Here is a 20,333-nt window from a genome sequence, read left to right on the forward strand (position 1 = left end):
GTCATTAGTGTTGGTAAGAGTTAGAGCTTTTCTCCCAAAGAGAGCATTCGCTTATGCGGCATGTAAGGTCAAGTCTGTTATTGTACACACCTAATTCCAAATCCCCCTTGGCATTGATTCCGGCTTTTGGTTGCATCCATGCTTCTTTTCTTTTGTCGAATTGCATAAAGCGTACCCAGGTATAGGTGTAATTATCTCCATCCTTTTCGCTACTATAAGCTGAAAACACCGTAAAGGACTTACCATTTTTAGTTGTCTTGTCCTCAATTTGTTTGCCTAAAGTACCTCTGAACTCCATTGTACCGTTAATGCCGTCGTTATTGCCTGCATTGAATGTGTTAATACCAGTTGCAGACAGGTTAAGGTATAATGCTTCTCCCTTTTTGTGGAACATTAGAATACCGGCTACTTCAATGCGAGTCCCAACTTGAATTGGTGGTAACTCAGATAGGTTGTTACAGGTCTTGGCCACACTGATTTCAACTGTCTTGTTAATTCCTGATTTTGCCGGAATAACGATATTGATACCGAATGATGCGAACTGCGTACCTTCTTTGTTAGCACGCATTTGTGCCTGGCGGGAAACGGTGCCACACACGGTTACATTACATTTAATCATAATAAAACGAATTGATTGTTATACTTAAAAAGCAAATTATTTCAACTGTACAGACTCCTGTCTGCCTTGTTGGATCTCCAGATTGTTCTGATAGTTTTGTGACATCTGCAGCGTGACCACGGCAGAGTTAATAACAGAGGCGATGCTACGTCGTTTCTCATCATCGTTCATCATGGTACTGCCAAGCGTCTGTTGGATCTTGTTTATTTCTGCATTACTCAGTTCTCTGTTGAGTTGTACAACTCCATTGTCTGCATACAGATTGGGTTTACCATCCTGCAGGCTTATGGTGCAGGTCTTATAGGATGGGAGGATAGGAGTAAGGTCTATGCTTTTACTGACAGCTGCAGCAGTAGCCTTCTGCATCTTTTCCTCCTCACTTGAATTATCTATCTGGAGGGCAAGAGCCATGAGTGAAGTGAACATAGTCATGGCCATCTCTATTACAGGATCAGCTATAGGCATATTCACCCCACTGTCTTCAGAGGACAGAATTTTCTTCATCCACTCATCCGGACTCATGGCTGTATCTGGCTGCACATTGGCATCGGATTGACTTGCACTCTTGTATTGCGCAGTCAGATCTTTTCCGTTACTGAGAACCTGTAATGAGATGTTCCCTTTTTGTGAAATCTCAGCAAGATATGCAGCCGGGTCAATATCTCTTTTTGTTCCATCTGTGGATATGGATATAACTCCAAAATGAAGATGTTCACCAGTAGTCCGATACCCAGTGTTTCCTGAAATGCCAAGCTTCTGTCCGGCAGCAACTTCATCACCGATCTTGACGGATATACTGTCCAGGTGCATGTAGGTACATTGATATTTGCTGCCATCGTTCCTATTGTACTCAACTGTAACAGACCGTCCTCCGTTTGTATTGGCATTGCTGTTCACGTTGACAACTTTTCCTTTATCTTCTGTTGCAAGGACTGCCTCATGATTTGTCTGGATGTCAATCCCTTTATGCAACTGGGACTTACTTGCGTCCAAAGGATCCTTTCTTGTACCAAAGGGAGAAGTAACCAGCATAAACTCCTCTCTCTTTAAAGGGAAGGAATATTTCTTTTCTTCAGTATCCTGCACGGAAACATCATCGGATGTGGCTTGACAGGGATTGTCAGCAGTTCCAAAGGATTTACCCAGTGCCTTCATTTCCTGCATTACCATCTGGTCATATTTTTGCAATCCGTTCTTCTCGATAATATTCTGAAGGGTTGCTGCATATTGTTTGCTTGACGCATATCCTGCATCCTGTAATCCGTTTGTCCATCCTTTATAGTCATCAGGTGAGAGTTGGAATAGTCCGGCATATCTTCCGTTCCTTTTCAGAAACTGAGAATGATGCTCATAGGAATCTCCCACATTTGCATACTGGCAAAACTTTTCATTTGGACGGTCATCGGTATATACAAGATATTTGCCTCCGTTCTCAATCCAGCTGGATGTGGCCTTGATACCAAAATGGTTGTTTCCCTTACGGGACAGTTCACTCTGGCCACTGGCACTTTCACAGATACCTTGTGCAAGCGTGACAGATGCAGGTATGCCATATCTGCGCATCTGCTCCATGGCATACTCTGCATATTGTTGGATATATTCTTGATTCTTTGACATTGCAGTTACATGTTATCTGTGCATTCTTGAAGCCTTGCTCTCTTCCTGATTGGCGGGTTCACTTTTCTGTCTTTCACTAATGTCTTTCCCTTGCCGGGTAGTTTCCAACTGATCACAAATGGCAATTCTCTCACCGGCACGGATCATCTTTGGAAGATAAACATCGAGTGCATGGTATGGAAAACCGGCCATAAGGAGAGGCTTCCCTTCAGCATCTTTGGTGTGATTGCTCTTACTGAGAGTGATGCCGAGTATTTTGGCGGTCTTTTCCGCATCCTGGCAGTAAGTCTCATAAAAGTCTCCACATCTGAAGAGCATAATTGCATCTGGATGTTTTGACTTTAACTCATAGTATTGTTTCAGCATCGGAGAGAGTTCTGCGGTTGCCTTTGATTCAGTCTTGGAACTTTCATCCTTGCCCTTATTCCCTTTGGATTCGAATGAGCCAAGTGATTCGTTCTGTCTGGTGTTCTCTTCCGTCTGCTCCTCATGTACTTCCGTTTGCTGACTGGGGCTCTTTGACTGGGCCTCCTGTTCTGATTTGTCAGTACCTACCGCAACAGCATCTGTACGATCCTTACGGAGCACATCTGCAAAAAGGCTTACCGCAAGATGTTTTTTATAATCTTGCATGTCTTCTGCCAGCCACATACGTTGCCATTGCTGTGGACTCACTTCACGGGCTGTCAATTTCTCACCGTTGATTGTAGGCATACACAATATCACACTGGGTTGGTTCTCCGAGCCCTTGGTCTTAAAGATGTTCACACGGTCTATCCTTGCGAGTTCTTCTGCTGTCGCATCGCTTTTGAAAAGGTCAACCTTAATATCCGGATTGTTCTGGGCAGCCATATAGTATTTCTGGGCCATATCCTGACGTACTTTTTCTGAAGCTTCTTCGTCACCTTGTTTTATTGTGGTGAAGAAAAGGTTCAGATCTGCCTTCTCGGGGTAAACGCTGAAGCTCTTTTCATTTTCGGGCTTCAGATAAAGTGCCCATTTCCCTTCGTCATTACGCAACATGAGTATCTTTTCAAAGTCTATGGCACCGGAGCGTTTGACGGCATCAGATACATCGAGCAGTGTAAGTGTTTCCATGTTCCACTTGTTCATGCGGTTTACGGATATCTCCTTGCCGTCAAAAAAACTGTCATCGGGACGATACCCCATAGAACCGTCTATGTTGTAGAAAGTGACCGTTTCATAGCCCTCTTTTTGAAGCGCATGTTCGATGCGTCCTTTGTTCATTCCTGGAATCTCATTCTCGACTCCTAATGAAGCACCAGAAGGGAGAACCACATCAGCCATCTTCTGTTCAGGTTCTTTTACAACCACGAACTCTTTTGTATCTATGTTGGGCAATGTCTTGATTTCATCAGCTACATAATAGTGTTTGGGAAGAATGTGCTTAATATCCGCTATCTGATTCTGTAGGACTCTGTTGTTGAGCTCTACCTCCTCACCACGTTCAGCCTTGTGAACCATATCTATAGCATTGTTTACATCCCTTTCCAGTATATCCGGCAGATGCGGGTCTTCTTTAAGTTCCCTGAGCCAGTAATCGGTCATCTTCAGGCTGTCAGGAGAGAGTTTGGCAGAGATACCCAACTCCTGCAGCTTAACTGCTGAAGCAACTTCAATTACCAGTCTTTCCTGTTTCATGGCATCCTCTGAAACCTTTCCGTTCTTGACAACCATGCCTTCACGTGCCAGTCTCTGTTGATGTCCTGTTGCAGACATAAGCATGGATACAGCATCACGGGCATAGTCATCATAATGTTCATAGGATGAAGCAGGTGGCAGGAAGACAATATCTTTCTTACTGTCGTAATGCGCTACACCTGTAGTATCAGTGCGTATATCAACCAGATTCTTTCGTGACTGCTCCAGAAGATTTTCGACACCCTGACGGATTTCATTCGAAGCTGACTCTATATCTGTACGGTCTTTCAGAGGACCGGTCTCTTTTACTACTGTATCAAATGTAGTTTTATCAACCATAGGGAGTGTGGTCTGCTCAATATTGAAAAGTGTGCGTACTTCACGGTTTCTGATTCCTTTGTAATCCTCCTGCTTATCAGACGACAGTGCTTGATAGTCTGAGCGGCTGATTTTCTCGTCAGGATTGTGCTTGTTTACATACTCATTCCAATTATACCAAAGGAAAGGCACTCCCTTTTCTTTGGTCTGGACGGACTCACCGCGTTTTTTTGCTTCTGAAAAAAGTGTATATTGGTTGGTCTTGTAACCGTTCTGGTCACTGTGCATACCCAATATGATGGCATTGAAGGCAGAAATCTGCAAAGGCTTCAGATATAGCCTCGGAGCTTTACGACCATCATTTTCAAGCCATATTCCACCATTTTCTTTGGCTTTATTGAAAGCATTCTCAAACAGTTCAACTTGACGTGCTACTGCCATTTTCTCTTGTTGGTTTTTCTCTTCCATAAGTCTGATTATTATATTGTTATCCTTTTATCTTTGAGCAAGCGGTCGTGCAACTGTTTGCCGTTCACCTGCTTCATAGTTTTCAGAAGCGATTTGACGCATCTGGTCATTCTTGGCCAGTATTGCATTTGCAAGTGTGTTCAGTGGTAAAGCTCCCTGCTGGTAGGCATTCACAACTTTGTCCGGCAAAGTGATGGTGCAAGGAACCTTGTCTATTATAGCAATCAGACAGTTAGACTTAATCTGAGGATTGACAATTCGGGGATCGAGCGGTTCATCAGGATAAATCCGATAATTCACAGGACCGGTTCCTGTTTCAGGGTGCTGCTGTGCTTTGAAATCATCCAAAGTCTCATGTCCTGCCTTGTTCAGCAGATTGAGTCCTCCCATACCGATAAGTATCATTTTCAGGATTGGATTCTTGACGAACATACCTGTAACGATACTGGCAATGGGCATCATATTGTCCTTCAGATTGATTGACTTCGTTTTTCCCGTGAAGAGTCCTACAAGCATGTCAGGCAGCATGGCCAGTACATATCCGATATTGTGTCCAATGTCGCTGATTCCATTAAGCCCGAAAGAGGTTAGCAACCCTTGCCATCCGTCCATATTGGTCTGTTCCGGTTTTGGGGAGGTCTGTTCTTCTGTTGGTTGTTCCTCTTCGACTGGTTCTTCCTGTTCCGGTGTAGTCTCTACAGAAGAAGCACTTGTCTGTGGCTTTTCTTCTTCCTGTTTCTTCATTTTCTCCTGGTCTTGTCTGTACTGTTCCTCGCATCCCGGTCGCACTATTGAAGGTATGTCTGAACGGTCTTCCTGTTTATCAGAGAATTTAGATAACAGGAAGTCACCGCCGACCCATGTGGCCGCTGTTTTCCAACCGCCACCGGCTCCACCCATACATGCTAGATCGGTTACGGATCCGAGAATTATACCTGTGTTCTTTTCCCATTCAGATGGGTTGTATCTCTTTTCGGCTTCAGCATCCATATGATGTTCTAATGGTGATTTTGCAACTTCCTGAGGGAGATAGAAGATGGTGTTAGTTGCTGCCTTTTTTAAGATGTATTCAATGGATGAGCGTGGAATCTTATCCTGAATCATCTTGTCTATCATCTTTTTCTCCATAGCAGAATCAACGATGATGTGCTGGAGTTGAAGTTCTTTCTTGACCATTTCAATATAATCTTCAGCCGTTTTCGAGTTCCATTCACCAGTGTAACGTAAAGAATGCATCTGTGCCTGTCTGGCAGACATTCCACCATCAGGACCAATGGCACTGGCCATCAATCCTGCAAATGATGAGGTGTGCTCTTTAAGCTCATCTGCCATCTTATCTTGCAGTTCATTCCGAACCTTGTTCATGATTGGAATAACCTTTGTCCTGAATATTCTATCTTGTTCTGACTCTGCCATGAGTTGCTGTTTTATATGATTGATAATTTATATGCCCTTTATAGATTTATCTGGTTGAGTAATTGCTCGCGTGTCTGTTCTATGGCATTGTGATATACTTCCATCTGTTTCGGGAAATATTCTTCCAGCCATTCATCCTTTTCAATGTTTTCATTGATAAACTTGATTGCCAGCTCACGTTCAATCTCTATTGCAGCTTCTCCTTTCTCACTACCATTGAACCATGCTTTTGTCCACCATCTGATACCGGACTTATCCGGAAACACGCTCACCATACGGGGAATATCAAAGCTTTGAACATCAATATCGAGTTCTGCCAACGGATCAATAAGGCCACTGTTTGCTATGGCCTGTTCTTGTGCTTTTTTTTTTCGTGATCACTTAAACTGGAAAGAAATATCTGATGACGCAGTGCAAGATAGTTCAGGAAATCACCGATAAGCAGATTCTGTACCCGTGCTGCAATCGGTATACTTCGTACGCCCATACCCAATGGATTAGCCATACTGGGGATGGTTTCATAGAAGTAATTTTTTGTAGCCGACAGTGAGAGAATATTTCTCAAAGTGAACTGTGTATGTTCCGGCAACGTGTAGGCTCCAAGACTGATGTCTTTCATGTAGTCCGGAAAAAAACGCATCATCAGATTCTCTATCTCCTTGCTGTCCTTGTCATACATGGTTCTGACATCCATATCCAGTGTCACAAATTGTGGTACTGCACCAGGTTGTCCATTTTGTTCCATGACTTTCAAATTACTGTATATCATGGTCAGAAACTCCAGAGGATTGAGTTCTTCTCCTTTATACTTGACCTCCATGTGAAGTATTTCCCCACTTACGGAAATAACCTGACCGGCCTTGACTTCACTTCCGTAGTTGGCCAAAACGTTCGAGAGGTGTGCGTATTTTACCTCGTAGTCTCCATAGCGTGTCACCTGATAGATACCATGTACGGCATCATTCCCAAGTCCTGTGATCTTCCCTGTTGCAACTGCTGAAAGAAGATAATGGTTGGCTTTGAAATCCACACCATGATGAAAAAAAGGTTCTCCTGTATGCGGATGTTTCTGTTTACCGTAGCCAAGACTCATCTGTACGTCACGGCCTTTTTCTTCGTAGGGCATACAGTATCCACTGTCCGAACGAAGAATCATTTCCTGTGTATATTGCATATTATATCTGTTTATAAAATTTACTATTATCTTCGTCTGCCGCCACCAGTGCCTTGTGCAATCTCCGACTGTTGAATTTCGTCTTGACTTTGTGCAGCAGGTCGTTTCTTCTCACTGGCAAGTGCCTCGTTCATATTTACATTGTTTCCTATCATCATCATGGCAAGCACAGCTCCAGCTATCTTGCCCATCCATCCGAATCTTCCAAAAACAAGTAGTGCAGCCACTACAAGTCCGATGAGACTCAGACCGGAGACATTCCCTTTGCCTATATTGCTGAAAAAGTTCCCCATCATGTTTCCACCGTTCCCGGAGCAAATACCTTGCAGGAATTTGCTCATGCCGTTCCATTTGCTGTCTGCACTGGTGATGGCATCATTGACATTTTCAGTGAGACCAGTTACAGAGTCTTTCACCTCTTTCATTCCTTCACCGATATTTGAGACTGTGTCTCCAATCTTTTGTGTCGTTTCTTCGCCAATGACAGCATCGCTGACAATACCCACTACGCTTTTGTCTGTAGTCAGTTTCTCCCAACCGATGTAGCCCAGGCTTCCACCTATGGCCGCAGACTTGGTGGCACTTCCTAATCCTTTTAGCGTTTGCTGAGGATGTACGACTGCACCCCCTGCCGATTTAGCTACAGCTTTTATAGCTCTTCCTCCTAAGCTGACTGCTGCTTTCAATAATGCTCCCCAACCCATGTTTAAAGTTTGATTGTTAAATTGTTATCCTGAATTATCTTTTTACCTGAATATTTACTTTGGCTTTACGTTTCTCTTCCATCTTTCCTTGCATTTCTGTACAATATTGGGCTTGTCAACCTCACTTCTGCCATTGTAGTCTATCTCCGCCCATATGTCAGAGAGTGAAGTATATTTAATAGCTCTCGTAAGCCTTTTGAGCTTTTGATTCATGAGTTTAAGTTTCGGGCGGATGGAAAAGAGAACTTCTAGTCGTTCCTTCTCTGTCATCTTGGTGTCGGAGAGGCACAGTTGCCGGATGTCATTGACTATATCAACACTATTCATGATAAGTTCTCTATAGATTTTATTCCTGTTTGAAGACAATGCTACTGCCAGGGCATTTCCTGTCTGGTGCTGGAGCTGGTCATTAAAAGTTCCCAGGTGTTTCACGAGTCGGTCTATTTCATGATAGAATCCATATATCTGTGCCGCATAACTGATTATGCTATGAAAGTTGTCCAAATAAGTGTTGAACTCCTTTTGCAGGTCAGTTACTCCTTGTACCTCTTCCTTTATCCACAGATGACCCGTAGATTCCAGAAGCATCATTTGTTCCTGCTGCTTCAGTTCTTTTTCTGCCTTATTTGTGTATGCCAGAATCATTCCAGCCAAAACAGGGTCGTTGCCCTGAGCCTGGAGAAAACTCCCACCCAGCCTTTCAAAAGGGAGGGTGAGAGAAATAAGCATGGCAAAAAACAGCAATAAGCGTTTCATTGTGTTATCCTGATAATCTTTTATGGTGTTACTATTCGTGCGCATCTATGCCATCTGTCTAAAGCTTGACCGGCAATCTCAGCGGTATTCCTGTCTATCATTCCTGCAGTGGCTCTGTTCCATACATCGGCCATTGTGTAATAGCGGATGCTGATGGAGAGCTGTGAAAGTCTTTTGTTGAATTGTGCCAGACGGTCATTCAACTCCCAAAGAATCTTACTGCGTTCCGCACCTGTAAGCATATTGCTTGCTCCACCTTTGGCTACTGCATCTTTCAGTATGCTGTATACAGTGATGAGTTCGGTCGCTGTTTCGATGTAAAGATTATTCATACTCATTGTAGCCACTATTCCATGCGGGTTTTGTGATATGGCTTTCTTCAAATCACAAAGATTAATGAATATCCTTACACCGTCATCATAGAGATGACTACAGGCTTTGAGGGTAGAAGCGTAGCCAGACACGGTTTTCAGGTAGCTGTTGTACTTTCTCTCCCATTGCCTTATCTGAGTAAACTCTGCTGCAATGGTATTTTGTAGTAGTGCCGTCTTCTGCTGATCTTCAATCTGATTCTTGATTTGACTGTTGATAAGCTCATTACCTTCGGCTAAGGCCACATATTCCATCGGATTGCTGGAAACCAATTGGGCACGACCTTCAAGACAGAATAGAAACAAGGTCAGAACAATGACCGAGATAATCATCCATCTGCTGTCGTAAGCAATACCTTTGGAAGTCTTGGCTTCTGACGATATATTATCTGTTCGTGATTTCATAGATACCTTTCCTTTGTTTGTTATACTCAACCCGTTTACGGATAATTCCTACAACATCAATCCGCTCGTTGATTCCAAATATGTCCAGTTTGGGATTGGAACGGTCTCCGCTGAAAATCGAGACAGTCTTCAATCCGAACAGCTGTTCCACTATACCACGGTTTTCACTGAAGTCAACCACCCTGTAGAGTTCAATGTAGTCGCTCTTCCTGATGAGTACACCATGTTGGATAATCAGTTGTTCGGACGTGATGATATAGCTCAGTTTGTGTATATATAGACAACCGTAGAGCATGATGCACGTCATGATTGAACCCAGTACCACAAAGGGCATCTTATAGGTGATGCTATCGTGACCTGCTGCCAAGAACAGGGCACAACTGATAAGAAATGCCATGCCTTGTGAGATAATGTATTGCCCCCAATGAGGATGCAATGTGATTATGCTGAACCGTCTGTTTGTGTCTGTCATACTGTTTATCGTTTTAGTCCGCTCTTCTTGGTTTCTTCATTTTCTTCTTCTATCTCTTCGGTGAGAGAAACACTATTTTCGTCAAAGGCTGTCTCAACGACATCGGTCATTGAGTATTGCTTCTTCTCCAACAGCTCATCATTAAAATCCTTATAACCTTCAGACGGCAGTTCACGTACTATTCCTATAGGATTCAGGTCTTGTCCGTCCTGTACATGGAGTTTTTGAAACAGGACCTGCTTAAACTCCTGATAGGCTTTGTTCATTCTTTCAGCCGCTTCCTGCTTGTCTTCCTTACACAAAAAGGGAGAATAATGGTATTCCCATGCCTCATTTCTTGCTGTGTCATAAGCGAGGTAAAGCTTCTGTAGTACTTCAGGCAGCTCCGCATATCTGTCATCGTCAATGTCAAGCAGCTCTTTGGTGGATGTGATACCTTCCTTGAAACTTTCAATGAAGCCTTTCATGTCCGATGAGACTGATTCAGGATGCAACGGATTCATCTTTTGTACGATGGATTCAAAGTTGAAGACGAACTGTTTTCCCGCCAGGTCGTTGTCAAAGCCAAGATGGAAAGTAGCACCGGGAGCAGCCTTGACCAATCCCTGTATCTGTCCGTAGCTGGGATTTCCTCCGGTAGAGACAAATACGGCAGACTTCAGATTCTGTCTTGCATTGTAATCAAGTCCGGAGTCTTTCTGCATTCTCAACTGGTAGAATGCCATGGCATCGTATGCACTCTCAAACACATATACATCTTTTGCATCTTTCAGTTCCGTGTCTTTGGGACTTGCCATCCATAGGCCTTCACTTGCATTTGTCCCGGCTGCCATGCCTTTTCGTGCAGAGCCGTCCTTACGTGGATAGCCTCTTTCTTCCAAACCGACACATTTCTCAGGATGCCCCGGTATATACATGGGAAAAGAGAGGTTCTTATAACTTGCCCCATTGTCTGCGGCCTTGGAAGCAAGAAAGAAGTTACGGTGAAAAGCACAACGTGTAGCAAAATCGATTCCTCTTGACTTGAAGAAAGCATAAAAAGGTTTCTGAGAGTCAGCTTCATCAGGATGAAATCGCTCAATCTTATAATCTTTGATATTGAAAGGCTTTGCATCACGGGTAGGAGCAAGCACATTCTGGTTACGTTGCTCCACAGGAATATTCAAAAGCCGCTGACAGACTTTGTGAACAAGAGCAGACTCTTTCATTCCTTGATTGTATTCAGGAAAGAGATTCGGGTGTTCCCAAATGAAGGATGTGACAGAATACAGCTTTATCGTTGGAGGTTGGAAACAACAGTTTTTATTGGGCATGACAATGAATTTGTCACCCCTGATTCTGCGTCCATCATTATCCAGACGCACATAGGCAGGATAGCGCAAGCCGTCCCGCTTGTGAAGCGTATAACCTGCATCCGTCAACACGTCTCTGATATTAAGACGGTTGCGATAGTCTTCAAATTTCTGCTCTTCGTTCATTGTGTTCTATGATGATTGTTAAGTTTTATCTCCCATGTCCTAAGCCGACTCCATGCTCAGCTGCATTAAGTCCGGCATCAAATGCTCTTGATGCAAGATCCTGTGGTGAATCCACACCTCCTTTGAAATAGACGTGCGGACCAGGTGCATGATGGTGCTCAACGAACACAGCCGGAGCATAACGGTCTCTTCCGAGTTCTCGCATAACGGTAAGGCCGGCAAGTAGAGCACCTCCAATCATGGCACCTATATTTTTCCCATGACCCGGCGCATTCTTCATGTCCACTTCATCAAAGATGTGAGAGAAGAGTTTCATACGATGATAGTCATCTACGGCCATGAACTTGTCATACTGTTTTTGGGTTATCTCGTGACTGATGCTCTCGCCATTGATGACAGCGGTCATACGGAACATGGCATTGCCTTTCTCGTCTTTCTGAATTTCACCTTGTTCGTTGCGTACAGGCTCAACTCTGATGTCGTCCACCTGTACCTCACGTCCGTTTCTTCCTTCCCGGAACCATCCTTTATCTTGGTTTATATCATAAAGGCTGTTACCATCCACATGAGCGACGCTTCGGTCTTCATGCTCTGCAATGATATATTCATTTCCCTGAGTAAGAGGAAGCGCGTGTTCTGCCACAACTTCTTGTCTGGCATTCAGTTCCGCTTCTACTTCGGGAGTAAGTTTTAGGGGTATCTGCTCTTTGGAATTGAGCATGTCCATCGTCAATTTATCTGAGAAATCATTTATGATAACGTTGTTGATGATGTCCAGACGGTTCTGTACAGGCACATTCTTGATGGAATTGTCTGTAAGCCGGGTAACTTCTTCATCCGTTAGGTCGTAAACAAGATCATGTTGTGTAGCGGTCGACTGAATGGTCAGGGTTTTGCTGTTGGCATCAATAATGACTCCATGAGAAGAGAGACATTCCTGCCACTTTTCGTTGCTAAAGTATACGTCTGAGGTGATAAGTTCCTTGTATGGTTTTGCCGGTTCCTGGGGACGGGTACGTATTTCTACAGGTGGAATCACTGTTTCCAAATCAGCGAGTACATCCTGTGAAGGCTGCTGTACCATGTTCTGCTGTCCTCCTTTATAATAGAAGCCATAGCCTCCATTGAGTAATTCACCTGGTTTGATTCTTCCATCGGGACGTTCCGGAACCATAGGGGTTCCTTGCATGAACATGGCTCCACCGACACGGCGCATGTGGAAGCCTTCCTGATTGCGTGGTGTCCATCCCAAAAAACGTCCATGAAACGGATCCATCATCATAAAGGCACGGCGTTTGTCCCACGGCAGTCTGCCGTATTCGCCAACACCAATCCGGTAGCCGTGAAGTCCCATAGCCACACGACCGTTGGCATTACGGGCATGGACAAAGTCTCTCGGTATATAGAAGTCTTTCTTCACTAAATCAGCAAAGGTGTTATAGGCTTTTTTGTTAGCCGAGTTTGTACCCCAATCTGCCAAGTCTCTCATCTGTCTGGCACTGATATGATAGGTTAGGAGAGGTGAGTCATGCCCTTGAACCGACAGAAGATAGTTTTCACCTTGTCGAATAATATGTGCTTGCATACCATTGCGACGGAGAATATCCTGCAGCTCTGGCGACAAATCTCTACCTACTGATAGTGCATTTGATCTGATTGACATACTGTGATTGATTTTAAATGTTTATTATTCGCCTGTTTCAACAAGTTCGCCTTTCCATTCGATAAAATCTTCGGCTGATTCTTCGTTAACTACAAGGTTCCTTTCATTACAGAATTCGGTGTATTCTTCCTGCCATTCCGGTGAGTGGTGATTGATGTAATCGAGCCAACCGTATTCTCCACTCTGTACTTTCTGCACAAGCTCGTCTTCTGGATAGTATTTGATATTCGCCATATTGAATTTGTTATTGATGGTTGTTACTTTGGTTTATCGCTGCATCATACGCATACCTTGTTTCTTCTGCTCATTCCAGATTTCTTCAGAGTAGTCCTCCTCATGGATATAGTCAAGATTACCATTTTCGTCCATGGTCCAACAACCGAAAATTCCGAAGTTGTATTTGTCCCATTCCCGTTTAGCTTCTCTGCGCCAAACTTGTTCATTACCTGCGGAGAGACGGATACCCGTATTTGAATTAAGATCGATACCGATGGAAATCTCATCATCGTCTTCAATGATAGAGAGAATTTCTCCGTTTTGTAGTTTCTGCATCTCAGTACTCGTAAGATGATATCGGTCGGTAAGGTATTGAATGTTCCTACCTATGACTGGTGTCGGCACGCTCAGTACCTGTTTGCTATCCTGGTCAAGCTGGAAGAAACATTTGGTGCCAAGCTCGTGCCCCGTTTCGTTACTTTCCAAATGTCCGATGATGGGTTTGCCTGCAAGAAGGTTTTGCTTCTGCTGCTCATTGAATACTTTTAAATCATACTCGTCAAGTTTCGGAAAGAAGAGAACATCTACATTGCTTTCTGGCGTTCTTACAAGGCAGAATCGTGTTCTTGCCTTTACTTCTTCACCATCATCAGCAATGATGTGTACAGGTAAGACTGGAGAATGCCGGCCATTGAGAATATTTTGCAAAATGTCTGTCGGCAGATCCTCAATCATCTCCTGTGTCAGTCCAAAACGTTCGAGAATGCCGTAAGGCATTTCATTCTCATCAAAGTTGTAAATCATTTGTTACTTTTTTTAATACGTTATTATTTTGGCCATAACAGTATTTCATTTTCTTATGAAGTACTTTATTAATAGCTAATTCAGAAACAAAAATAAAAGGTGTGGTTGGAGAAACGGAAGAATAGACATATTATACCAATAGTTTTATATTTCCTTATGAAAGAAGTATGATTTATCGCCGAGAATCATACTATTAGCCTAAATAAAGTTAGAAAAATCACTTGGAGTATGTGAGGTTTATCCCATGGTAATAGAGATATGTAATTTTGTTTCATGGAAATTAGAAACATACTCATGATGGTACTTCTCTCGTTTATGCCAAGTACCACAATAAAAGCGCAGTTTAATACGGTTGGGCGTTTATATAATCAACAAGTCCACAAAACAAAAAATCCACAAGAGACAAATACTTCTCTTGTGGACAATTTGATGTTAAAAGATTCTTTGAACCATGCTTCATCACATTTAAATATGGTGGAATCATGCCGGGATAATGTAGGACCCTCTTCACAAACATCTGGTGATATTCTTCAATTTTTGAATATGGCTTTTCCATTAAAGAATATTCAGATAAACTCAGAGTTTGGAATGCGTTATTACCCTGTTACACATAAATATTGCATGCATAATGGAGTAGATCTTCAGGCACACTACGAACCTGTGTTTTCCATGCTTCCAGGGAAAGTAGTGAAGTCTGCTCATGATAAGCGTTCTGGCAGATACATCACAATTCAAACCGACACCTACACGGTCAGCTATTGTCATTTGTCATCATCTAAGGTTACAATCGGACAATATGTTAAGGCCGGTGAGATAATCGGGGTGTCTGGTAATACAGGTATGTCAACAGGCCCCCATCTGCACCTGACAACAAAAAAGGATGGTAAGGTTATTGACCCTATCATCCTCTTAAACTGTGTGAATAAAGTTATGTACATAAAGTAACGTCAATTTTATGAATGTTTTTACCATCATAAAAACCATAATAGTTGCTTCTTAGTCCAACAATTATCAAAAAAACTCCATTAATAGGAAGTTTTGACGTAGAATATATATTTTTGATGGAAGCGACATCTATATTTGAAGGTTGAGGATTATCCTCAGGATGGGTATGCCATTCCCCTAAATAATATCTGGAGCGGTTTGATACTTTATAATCCTCTTCTATAAAAAGATTTGCTAATCTCGCATCTCTTGTGCAGTTGTATTTAGTAGATCCATTAAATATTGTACATGGATCGGAAACTTTTGCTATACGAAATTTAGATTCTTCTAATTCAGACCCTGTAAACACACCACCAATCTCAAATCCTTCTTTCTGCTGAAAAGTTTGAAGTTTCTTTAATGCAGATTCCTTTATTTCAACCTTTATTTTTTTATAATCTATAGAGGTATTTTCGTGATACTTCCGGAAATGTGTTCCCCTTCTATTAATTTTATTTTTTTCTCTATTGCAATATTTAGATTTCCTACCCATCGATAGCACATTGAATTAAAAGGTTCTTTTATTAGGTTATTGATAATTGGATATATAGCCGACAAAAAAAGTATAACATCATTTCCTGAATAATGTGCATAAGCCCCATTGCATCCAGCATCTCTACTAATAAATTCTGTTTCACCTCTACTGATGTATTCAGAGGAAGGTATTATATTATGCTTATATAACATTGTATCTTTTTCTAAAATGTTATCCAAATTAGGACTATTGGCAGGATTTATGTATACTAGATGTCCAGCTATTGCAAAAGGCTCAAGCCATAGAATAAATATTGGAGTGCGTAAAATGCCTTTTTTTACCAATGACAATACATATTGTTCTGACATACAATCTCCTACGCACATGAATAATGCAGAACATCTATTGAACTCATTTAGATCTTTTTCTATAACGTTCTCTATTGAATTACCATAACTTTTTATTAATGAATCAGGCCTTTTCTCTCGCAGAAACTCTTCAACGGAATGAACTTTACTTTGTTGAATATATTTCATACCATGTAAATGCCTTCCAATATTTTCTGGTTGCATAATATCATTATCAACAAGTATATATTCCGTATTAGACCATCCACTTAAAAAATAACATAAGTTACTTCCGATGCTTCCAAGTCCTATAACAGCAAATTTCCTTGTTCCCAACTTCCTTCCTGAAGTACGTTGGTCTATTCTATCAGAGGAATATATTTTGCCAATGAGCCGTTGAAGGCACCTGTTTTTTTTCTCAAAAAGTGTAAGTTCTTCAAATGCAGTAAGATTTCGATGGCCTTTTCTAAAGGCTGGTTGCAATGGTATATAGCATCCACCAAGATATTTTGTATGAAGTAGTGGAAACGTAACAATTACTTTTTTCTTCTTGTTGAGAACTTTTTTGAACAATTTTTTATCATCAGGATCTTTAATCCATTCTAAAAACGTTAAAGGGCTTATTGAATATGGAGGCGTATAAGGAATCTCAACACTTCTGAGGAATAATGTTTCATTTTCAGAGAAGTAAGGTTTACGCTTTAGATAATGTTCAAAATCAATATCAATATCATCGTTCTGTATAATTAAATTATGAGAAGCTCCTTTTTCCGTATATAGAGTTTCTTTATATGACCAAACCTTAAGGATTTGTGATGTGGTAGGTATATCACCATAAATCAACCAATCATCATTAATAGTTTGTTCGTTTGGATATGTTCCTATCCAATAACTATATATTTCTTTGATAAAATCATCTTCATTTTCACGTTTTGCCCCTTTCTCTATCAAGCGTTTAGCTTGCCTAATGCATTCACGTAATACTGAAATAGGTTGATCTGGAGAATAAGTTATTCCTTCTTCAAGATAACAGAGTCTTCGATAAGTATAATCTATATGAGGGAAGTAGTCATACTTCGTATCAAAATAGAAAATATCTGGACATTCATATGGAAATGAATTTGGGAATCCTATATATAGTTCTATTTTTTCAGCAACAGGAGCTACTGAAATATAGGTACTCAATTTCCAACACTCTATGTATGAATGCTGTGAAGTTGTTGGAATCTGACCAACAAGTTCTACATCGTCTTCCTTACTTATTTCAGCAAAGCAAGTTTTAAGTAATTCTTTATTATGCAAAGCGACTATTTGTTTTTAATGTTCCTGATAGATTCTTTTTCTGAGCATCTTCATCTTCGTCTTTTGCTGTTGAGCAAGAGAAACGTTCACCTAAGTGATTTTGCCATTTTAAACAACCATCTTTTTGATTAGATGAATTTACAGCTTTATCAGCGTCAGACGCAAAAGAGTTCAATTCTTTAAGGAAAAAATCTTTGCGGCTTGTTTTGTAATGCTCAAATAAATCTTCTCCTACTGGGAATGTAGGGCGATAACAATGAAAACCATCTTTAGCGCTGAGACTATTATTCATTTTTACGAGAACATCCCTTAATGCTATGTCATCTCTATCATTTGAAGTGAAATTCTTTTCAACAAGAATGGTAAGTATACATCCCGTTGGCATTTTCCCTTTTCCCTGATTGTTCACATAGTCAGCCCATGCTTTTACATATCGTACAATTCTCCTCAGTTGTGGATGTTCTGATTTTCCATTAAACCAATTGGTCGTTTCTCTTGGATCTGAATCCATCCATGGATTTTTTTTGTGAGCCATTTTGGGATGCTCATCTCCATCTACCATAAAATATGCTGGCAAATCAATATGATGGTTATCTGCAAAATATACAGTTACGCATGGGTTATTGTCTTTTGCACCCTGTGTTGTGTGGTCCTTTACTGCTTCATAAATTTGGTTATGATACCATTGTACAGTTTCACGTTCATCTTCAGACGAACCAATAAAATATATTCCATCATCCAAATCATATGCACCAAGTCCATCTTCATCCTTAATCGGATTCAGCAAAGTATACATAGAGTATGAACCTTGCCAATGAAATTGGGGCTGAATTTTATCCGGCCAATTATTCTTGAAGTAATTACGAATTTTCTTTCTAATAGATTCACGATTTTTTTTAAGTGTATCTCTTCTTGATTTTGATGCTTTAATTGTGTCATTAAAAGCAATAAATTGTTCGTGATTATTTGCCATATTTTTAGAAATATAATGTTTTACCTGTCGTGAAAAATCTCTCTACTTTCGGATCCATTTTAGCTTTTATTGCAGTAGCATTGCCAATGGACTGAAGTATTTTTAATGAACGGTCTGAAGCATTATCCATAGATATATTTCTCATATGCTCGGCTGACAGAGGTTCATTAGTGATTCTAACGTAATTCATCGGGAATTTTAATTTCCCATCTAAGAACTCAAAGAGTTTTGTCATATTTTTAGCTTGCCCTATTGAAAATAATTCAATAAGATTCTCGTTCCAGTCAATAAATGAGTTATAGTTTCGTTTTGGGGCATTTCCCTGGGCCACCTCAAGACTACTAATAGACAATATATCAACACCATTAAATCTCTCATCATTGGCAAATTGATATAAAAATTCCATAAGTCCGACCAAACTTGGATTGTTGGCCCATACTCCTCCATCTACATATTGACTTGATTCAAGATTATGTATAGGTAAGTATGTTGGCGCAGCAGATGTTGCAAGAGCAACATCTACATATGTCTTTTTATTATCTTCTGTAAATTTTTTATAGTCCCTTTTGAAAACTCTTGGCGTAGCCGTAATTATGTCAAAAGCAGGAATACAAAGGAGATTAGAACTTTCGTATATTTTTTTGTCTTTAAAGACTTCAGCTAAAGCTTTTCTTAATTCTTCATTACTATATTTACCTTTATAGCATATTTGCTTTATTTTAAGCCATAACTTTCCCAAATTTTTTTTCCTCTTTTGAGCGAAGATTTTTGGCCCTTTTTCTTTGTAAAAGTTTACAACATCAGACATTGAGATATTAGCAGATGCAGCCAAGGCAATAATTCCTCCAGTTGATGTTCCACATATTAAGTCAAATTGTTCTGAAATTTTCGTGTCGTAAACTTCTTCGAATTTAGCGAGAATTTGTGCTGAAAATAGCCCCTTTATTCCCCCTCCATCAATACATAAAATCTTAAAAGGATGTTTTCCCATATAACATTATTTATAAATAAATAATACAAATACCATGCCAACTCGAATAATCTTGTTAATAAATATTTTAGTCAATAAATATCTATTTTATATGCCAGAATGTCAGCTTTTTAGCTGTTTATTTATATGCCATTTTTGCACTGTTTTCACATGTTGTACTCTTTTTTATTCTATAAAAAATCAGCTATTCAAATTCACCATCAGCCACTGTTTTAAGAATAAAATCATTATCAAATTCAAGCCTTATTTTTGCTCTGGATGCATCGCCAACATATGACGTATAGAATGAAAATGATTTCATCCCGTATGGACGTATTTCGTCGTATGTAACGTAGCCGTCATCCTGAGTTACTTCAGTACCATTTCCTTTCAAATACGTAACCACGTATTTTACATTTGGTATGGTATATTGGGTATTATTTTTTACAACCCCTCTTCCACTTGCAGAATAACTATAATCACTTGTTTCCCAATTCCAGTTTGCTATAGTTACATTCTCAGTAAGATAAGTATAAAACTTTAATGATAGCGAAATAATTGCAGTTGATGCCTCAGAATATTTCTTTGAAATCTGTTGGTCTGTAAGAGTATCTCCTTGTATATAGCCTTTTCTCTTTGCGAACATATATATAGGATCATCAGAAAGATTGCATAGTCCTTTTGAGTCATAAATTACATAGCCGTCACTTGGTTTCTTATCGTCTTTAGGCTTTGTATATATGATAATGTCTGACTCTGTATTTTTACCGAATCCGTTAGTGAACTTGTTTGTTAATGCAACACTGTATTTCTTGTCTTCGAGTTCTTTTACTTCTTTCACGATTATTGTGTCTGATTTATAATAGTTTTGAAGGTTTCCAACTTCAGGATATAGTTCAACCATTTTTTCTTCCTTATTGTTTTTGATAGCGGAGAAAAAATCTTGTGTAACTTCTTTAGCCTCTTTCTTGTAACCACAAGAAACAAGGAAGTTTGCTGATAGTACCAAGCATACAATAGTAGATGGTTTCATGATAAATTGTTGTTTATATGTTTTATTCGCAAACATATATAATTGTTATGCAGTCTATCTGCACAATAATAAAAATATAAAAAGAGGCTAAGTATTTTAATATTAT

General features: G+C 40.4%; 20 protein-coding genes. 1 reads left to right on the forward strand and 19 read right to left on the reverse strand.

Features of this window, described 5'->3' with window-relative positions:
- Positions 1-4: 4 nt before the first annotated feature.
- The 14 genes from HMPREF0999_RS08255 to HMPREF0999_RS08320 are packed head-to-tail and all read right to left on the reverse strand — an operon-like array spanning position 5 to position 14,143.
- Complete coding sequence (locus HMPREF0999_RS08255; protein WP_004312147.1) at positions 5-619, reverse strand: hypothetical protein; 615 nt, start codon at positions 617-619, stop codon at positions 5-7.
- A gap of 36 nt (positions 620-655) precedes the next feature.
- Positions 656-2,236, reverse strand: a complete 1,581-nt coding sequence (locus tag HMPREF0999_RS08260; RefSeq protein ID WP_009275665.1) for a glucosaminidase domain-containing protein — start codon at positions 2,234-2,236, stop codon at positions 656-658.
- Between the two features lie 12 nt (positions 2,237-2,248).
- Positions 2,249-4,684, reverse strand: coding sequence for a zincin-like metallopeptidase domain-containing protein (locus HMPREF0999_RS08265; RefSeq protein ID WP_009275666.1), 2,436 nt, complete (start codon positions 4,682-4,684; stop codon positions 2,249-2,251).
- Positions 4,685-4,711: 27 nt separating this feature from the next.
- Positions 4,712-6,100: a hypothetical protein gene (locus HMPREF0999_RS08270; protein WP_009275667.1), complete on the reverse strand. Its 1,389-nt coding sequence runs from the start codon at positions 6,098-6,100 to the stop codon at positions 4,712-4,714.
- A gap of 38 nt (positions 6,101-6,138) precedes the next feature.
- Positions 6,139-6,420, reverse strand: coding sequence for a hypothetical protein (locus HMPREF0999_RS08275; RefSeq protein ID WP_004312151.1), 282 nt, complete (start codon positions 6,418-6,420; stop codon positions 6,139-6,141).
- A gap of 23 nt (positions 6,421-6,443) precedes the next feature.
- Positions 6,444-7,274: a M23 family metallopeptidase gene (locus HMPREF0999_RS08280; protein ID WP_009275669.1), complete on the reverse strand. Its 831-nt coding sequence runs from the start codon at positions 7,272-7,274 to the stop codon at positions 6,444-6,446.
- Positions 7,275-7,300: 26 nt separating this feature from the next.
- Positions 7,301-7,978, reverse strand: a complete 678-nt coding sequence (locus HMPREF0999_RS08285; RefSeq protein WP_004312153.1) for a hypothetical protein — start codon at positions 7,976-7,978, stop codon at positions 7,301-7,303.
- 54 nt (positions 7,979-8,032) lie between these two features.
- Positions 8,033-8,734: a hypothetical protein gene (locus HMPREF0999_RS08290; protein ID WP_009275670.1), complete on the reverse strand. Its 702-nt coding sequence runs from the start codon at positions 8,732-8,734 to the stop codon at positions 8,033-8,035.
- 20 nt (positions 8,735-8,754) lie between these two features.
- Positions 8,755-9,510 carry a hypothetical protein gene (locus HMPREF0999_RS08295; protein ID WP_009275671.1) on the reverse strand — a complete coding sequence of 252 codons (756 nt, stop codon included), beginning with the start codon at positions 9,508-9,510 and terminating at the stop codon, positions 8,755-8,757.
- Complete coding sequence (locus HMPREF0999_RS08300; RefSeq protein ID WP_009275672.1) at positions 9,491-9,982, reverse strand: PH domain-containing protein; 492 nt, start codon at positions 9,980-9,982, stop codon at positions 9,491-9,493. The genes HMPREF0999_RS08295 and HMPREF0999_RS08300 overlap by 20 nt, the downstream gene beginning before the upstream one ends.
- A gap of 5 nt (positions 9,983-9,987) precedes the next feature.
- Complete coding sequence (locus tag HMPREF0999_RS08305) at positions 9,988-11,460, reverse strand: toprim domain-containing protein (RefSeq protein ID WP_009275673.1); 1,473 nt, start codon at positions 11,458-11,460, stop codon at positions 9,988-9,990.
- A 25-nt stretch (positions 11,461-11,485) separates the two neighbouring features.
- Positions 11,486-13,123 carry a hypothetical protein gene (locus HMPREF0999_RS08310; RefSeq protein WP_009275674.1) on the reverse strand — a complete coding sequence of 546 codons (1,638 nt, stop codon included), beginning with the start codon at positions 13,121-13,123 and terminating at the stop codon, positions 11,486-11,488.
- 24 nt (positions 13,124-13,147) lie between these two features.
- The gene (locus HMPREF0999_RS08315) at positions 13,148-13,357 is read right to left on the reverse strand and encodes a hypothetical protein (protein WP_004312159.1); all 210 of its coding nucleotides are present in this window, start codon (positions 13,355-13,357) and stop codon (positions 13,148-13,150) included.
- A gap of 33 nt (positions 13,358-13,390) precedes the next feature.
- Positions 13,391-14,143, reverse strand: a complete 753-nt coding sequence (locus HMPREF0999_RS08320) for a DUF4099 domain-containing protein (protein WP_009275675.1) — start codon at positions 14,141-14,143, stop codon at positions 13,391-13,393.
- 273 nt (positions 14,144-14,416) lie between these two features.
- On the opposite strand from HMPREF0999_RS08320, the gene HMPREF0999_RS23225 reads away from it, so the two are divergent.
- Entirely contained in the window at positions 14,417-15,088 is a 672-nt protein-coding gene (locus HMPREF0999_RS23225; RefSeq protein WP_010183944.1) for a M23 family metallopeptidase, read from the forward strand.
- Here HMPREF0999_RS23225 and HMPREF0999_RS21840 read toward each other — a convergent pair.
- The 5 genes from HMPREF0999_RS21840 to HMPREF0999_RS08345 form a co-directional block, all read right to left on the reverse strand.
- Positions 15,072-15,620 (reverse strand): Mov34/MPN/PAD-1 family protein, encoded by a 549-nt coding sequence (locus tag HMPREF0999_RS21840; RefSeq protein WP_029257210.1) that lies wholly within the window; start codon positions 15,618-15,620, stop codon positions 15,072-15,074. The genes HMPREF0999_RS23225 and HMPREF0999_RS21840 overlap by 17 nt on opposite strands.
- Complete coding sequence (locus HMPREF0999_RS08330; RefSeq protein ID WP_004312162.1) at positions 15,527-17,251, reverse strand: ThiF family adenylyltransferase; 1,725 nt, start codon at positions 17,249-17,251, stop codon at positions 15,527-15,529. Before HMPREF0999_RS08330 ends, HMPREF0999_RS21840 begins: the two co-directional genes overlap by 94 nt.
- Positions 17,244-18,224 (reverse strand): CBASS cGAMP synthase, encoded by a 981-nt coding sequence (locus HMPREF0999_RS08335; protein WP_004312163.1) that lies wholly within the window; start codon positions 18,222-18,224, stop codon positions 17,244-17,246. The genes HMPREF0999_RS08330 and HMPREF0999_RS08335 overlap by 8 nt, the downstream gene beginning before the upstream one ends.
- A gap of 4 nt (positions 18,225-18,228) precedes the next feature.
- Entirely contained in the window at positions 18,229-19,215 is a 987-nt protein-coding gene (locus HMPREF0999_RS08340; RefSeq protein WP_004312164.1) for a CBASS cGAMP-activated phospholipase, read from the reverse strand.
- Positions 19,216-19,399: 184 nt separating this feature from the next.
- Positions 19,400-20,227 (reverse strand): hypothetical protein, encoded by an 828-nt coding sequence (locus HMPREF0999_RS08345; RefSeq protein ID WP_009275678.1) that lies wholly within the window; start codon positions 20,225-20,227, stop codon positions 19,400-19,402.
- Positions 20,228-20,333 lie beyond the last annotated feature (106 nt).

Origin of the sequence: Parabacteroides sp. D25 (assembly GCF_000307475.1) — a bacterium.
GTDB classification, from domain to species: Bacteria; Bacteroidota; Bacteroidia; order Bacteroidales; family Tannerellaceae; genus Parabacteroides; species Parabacteroides distasonis.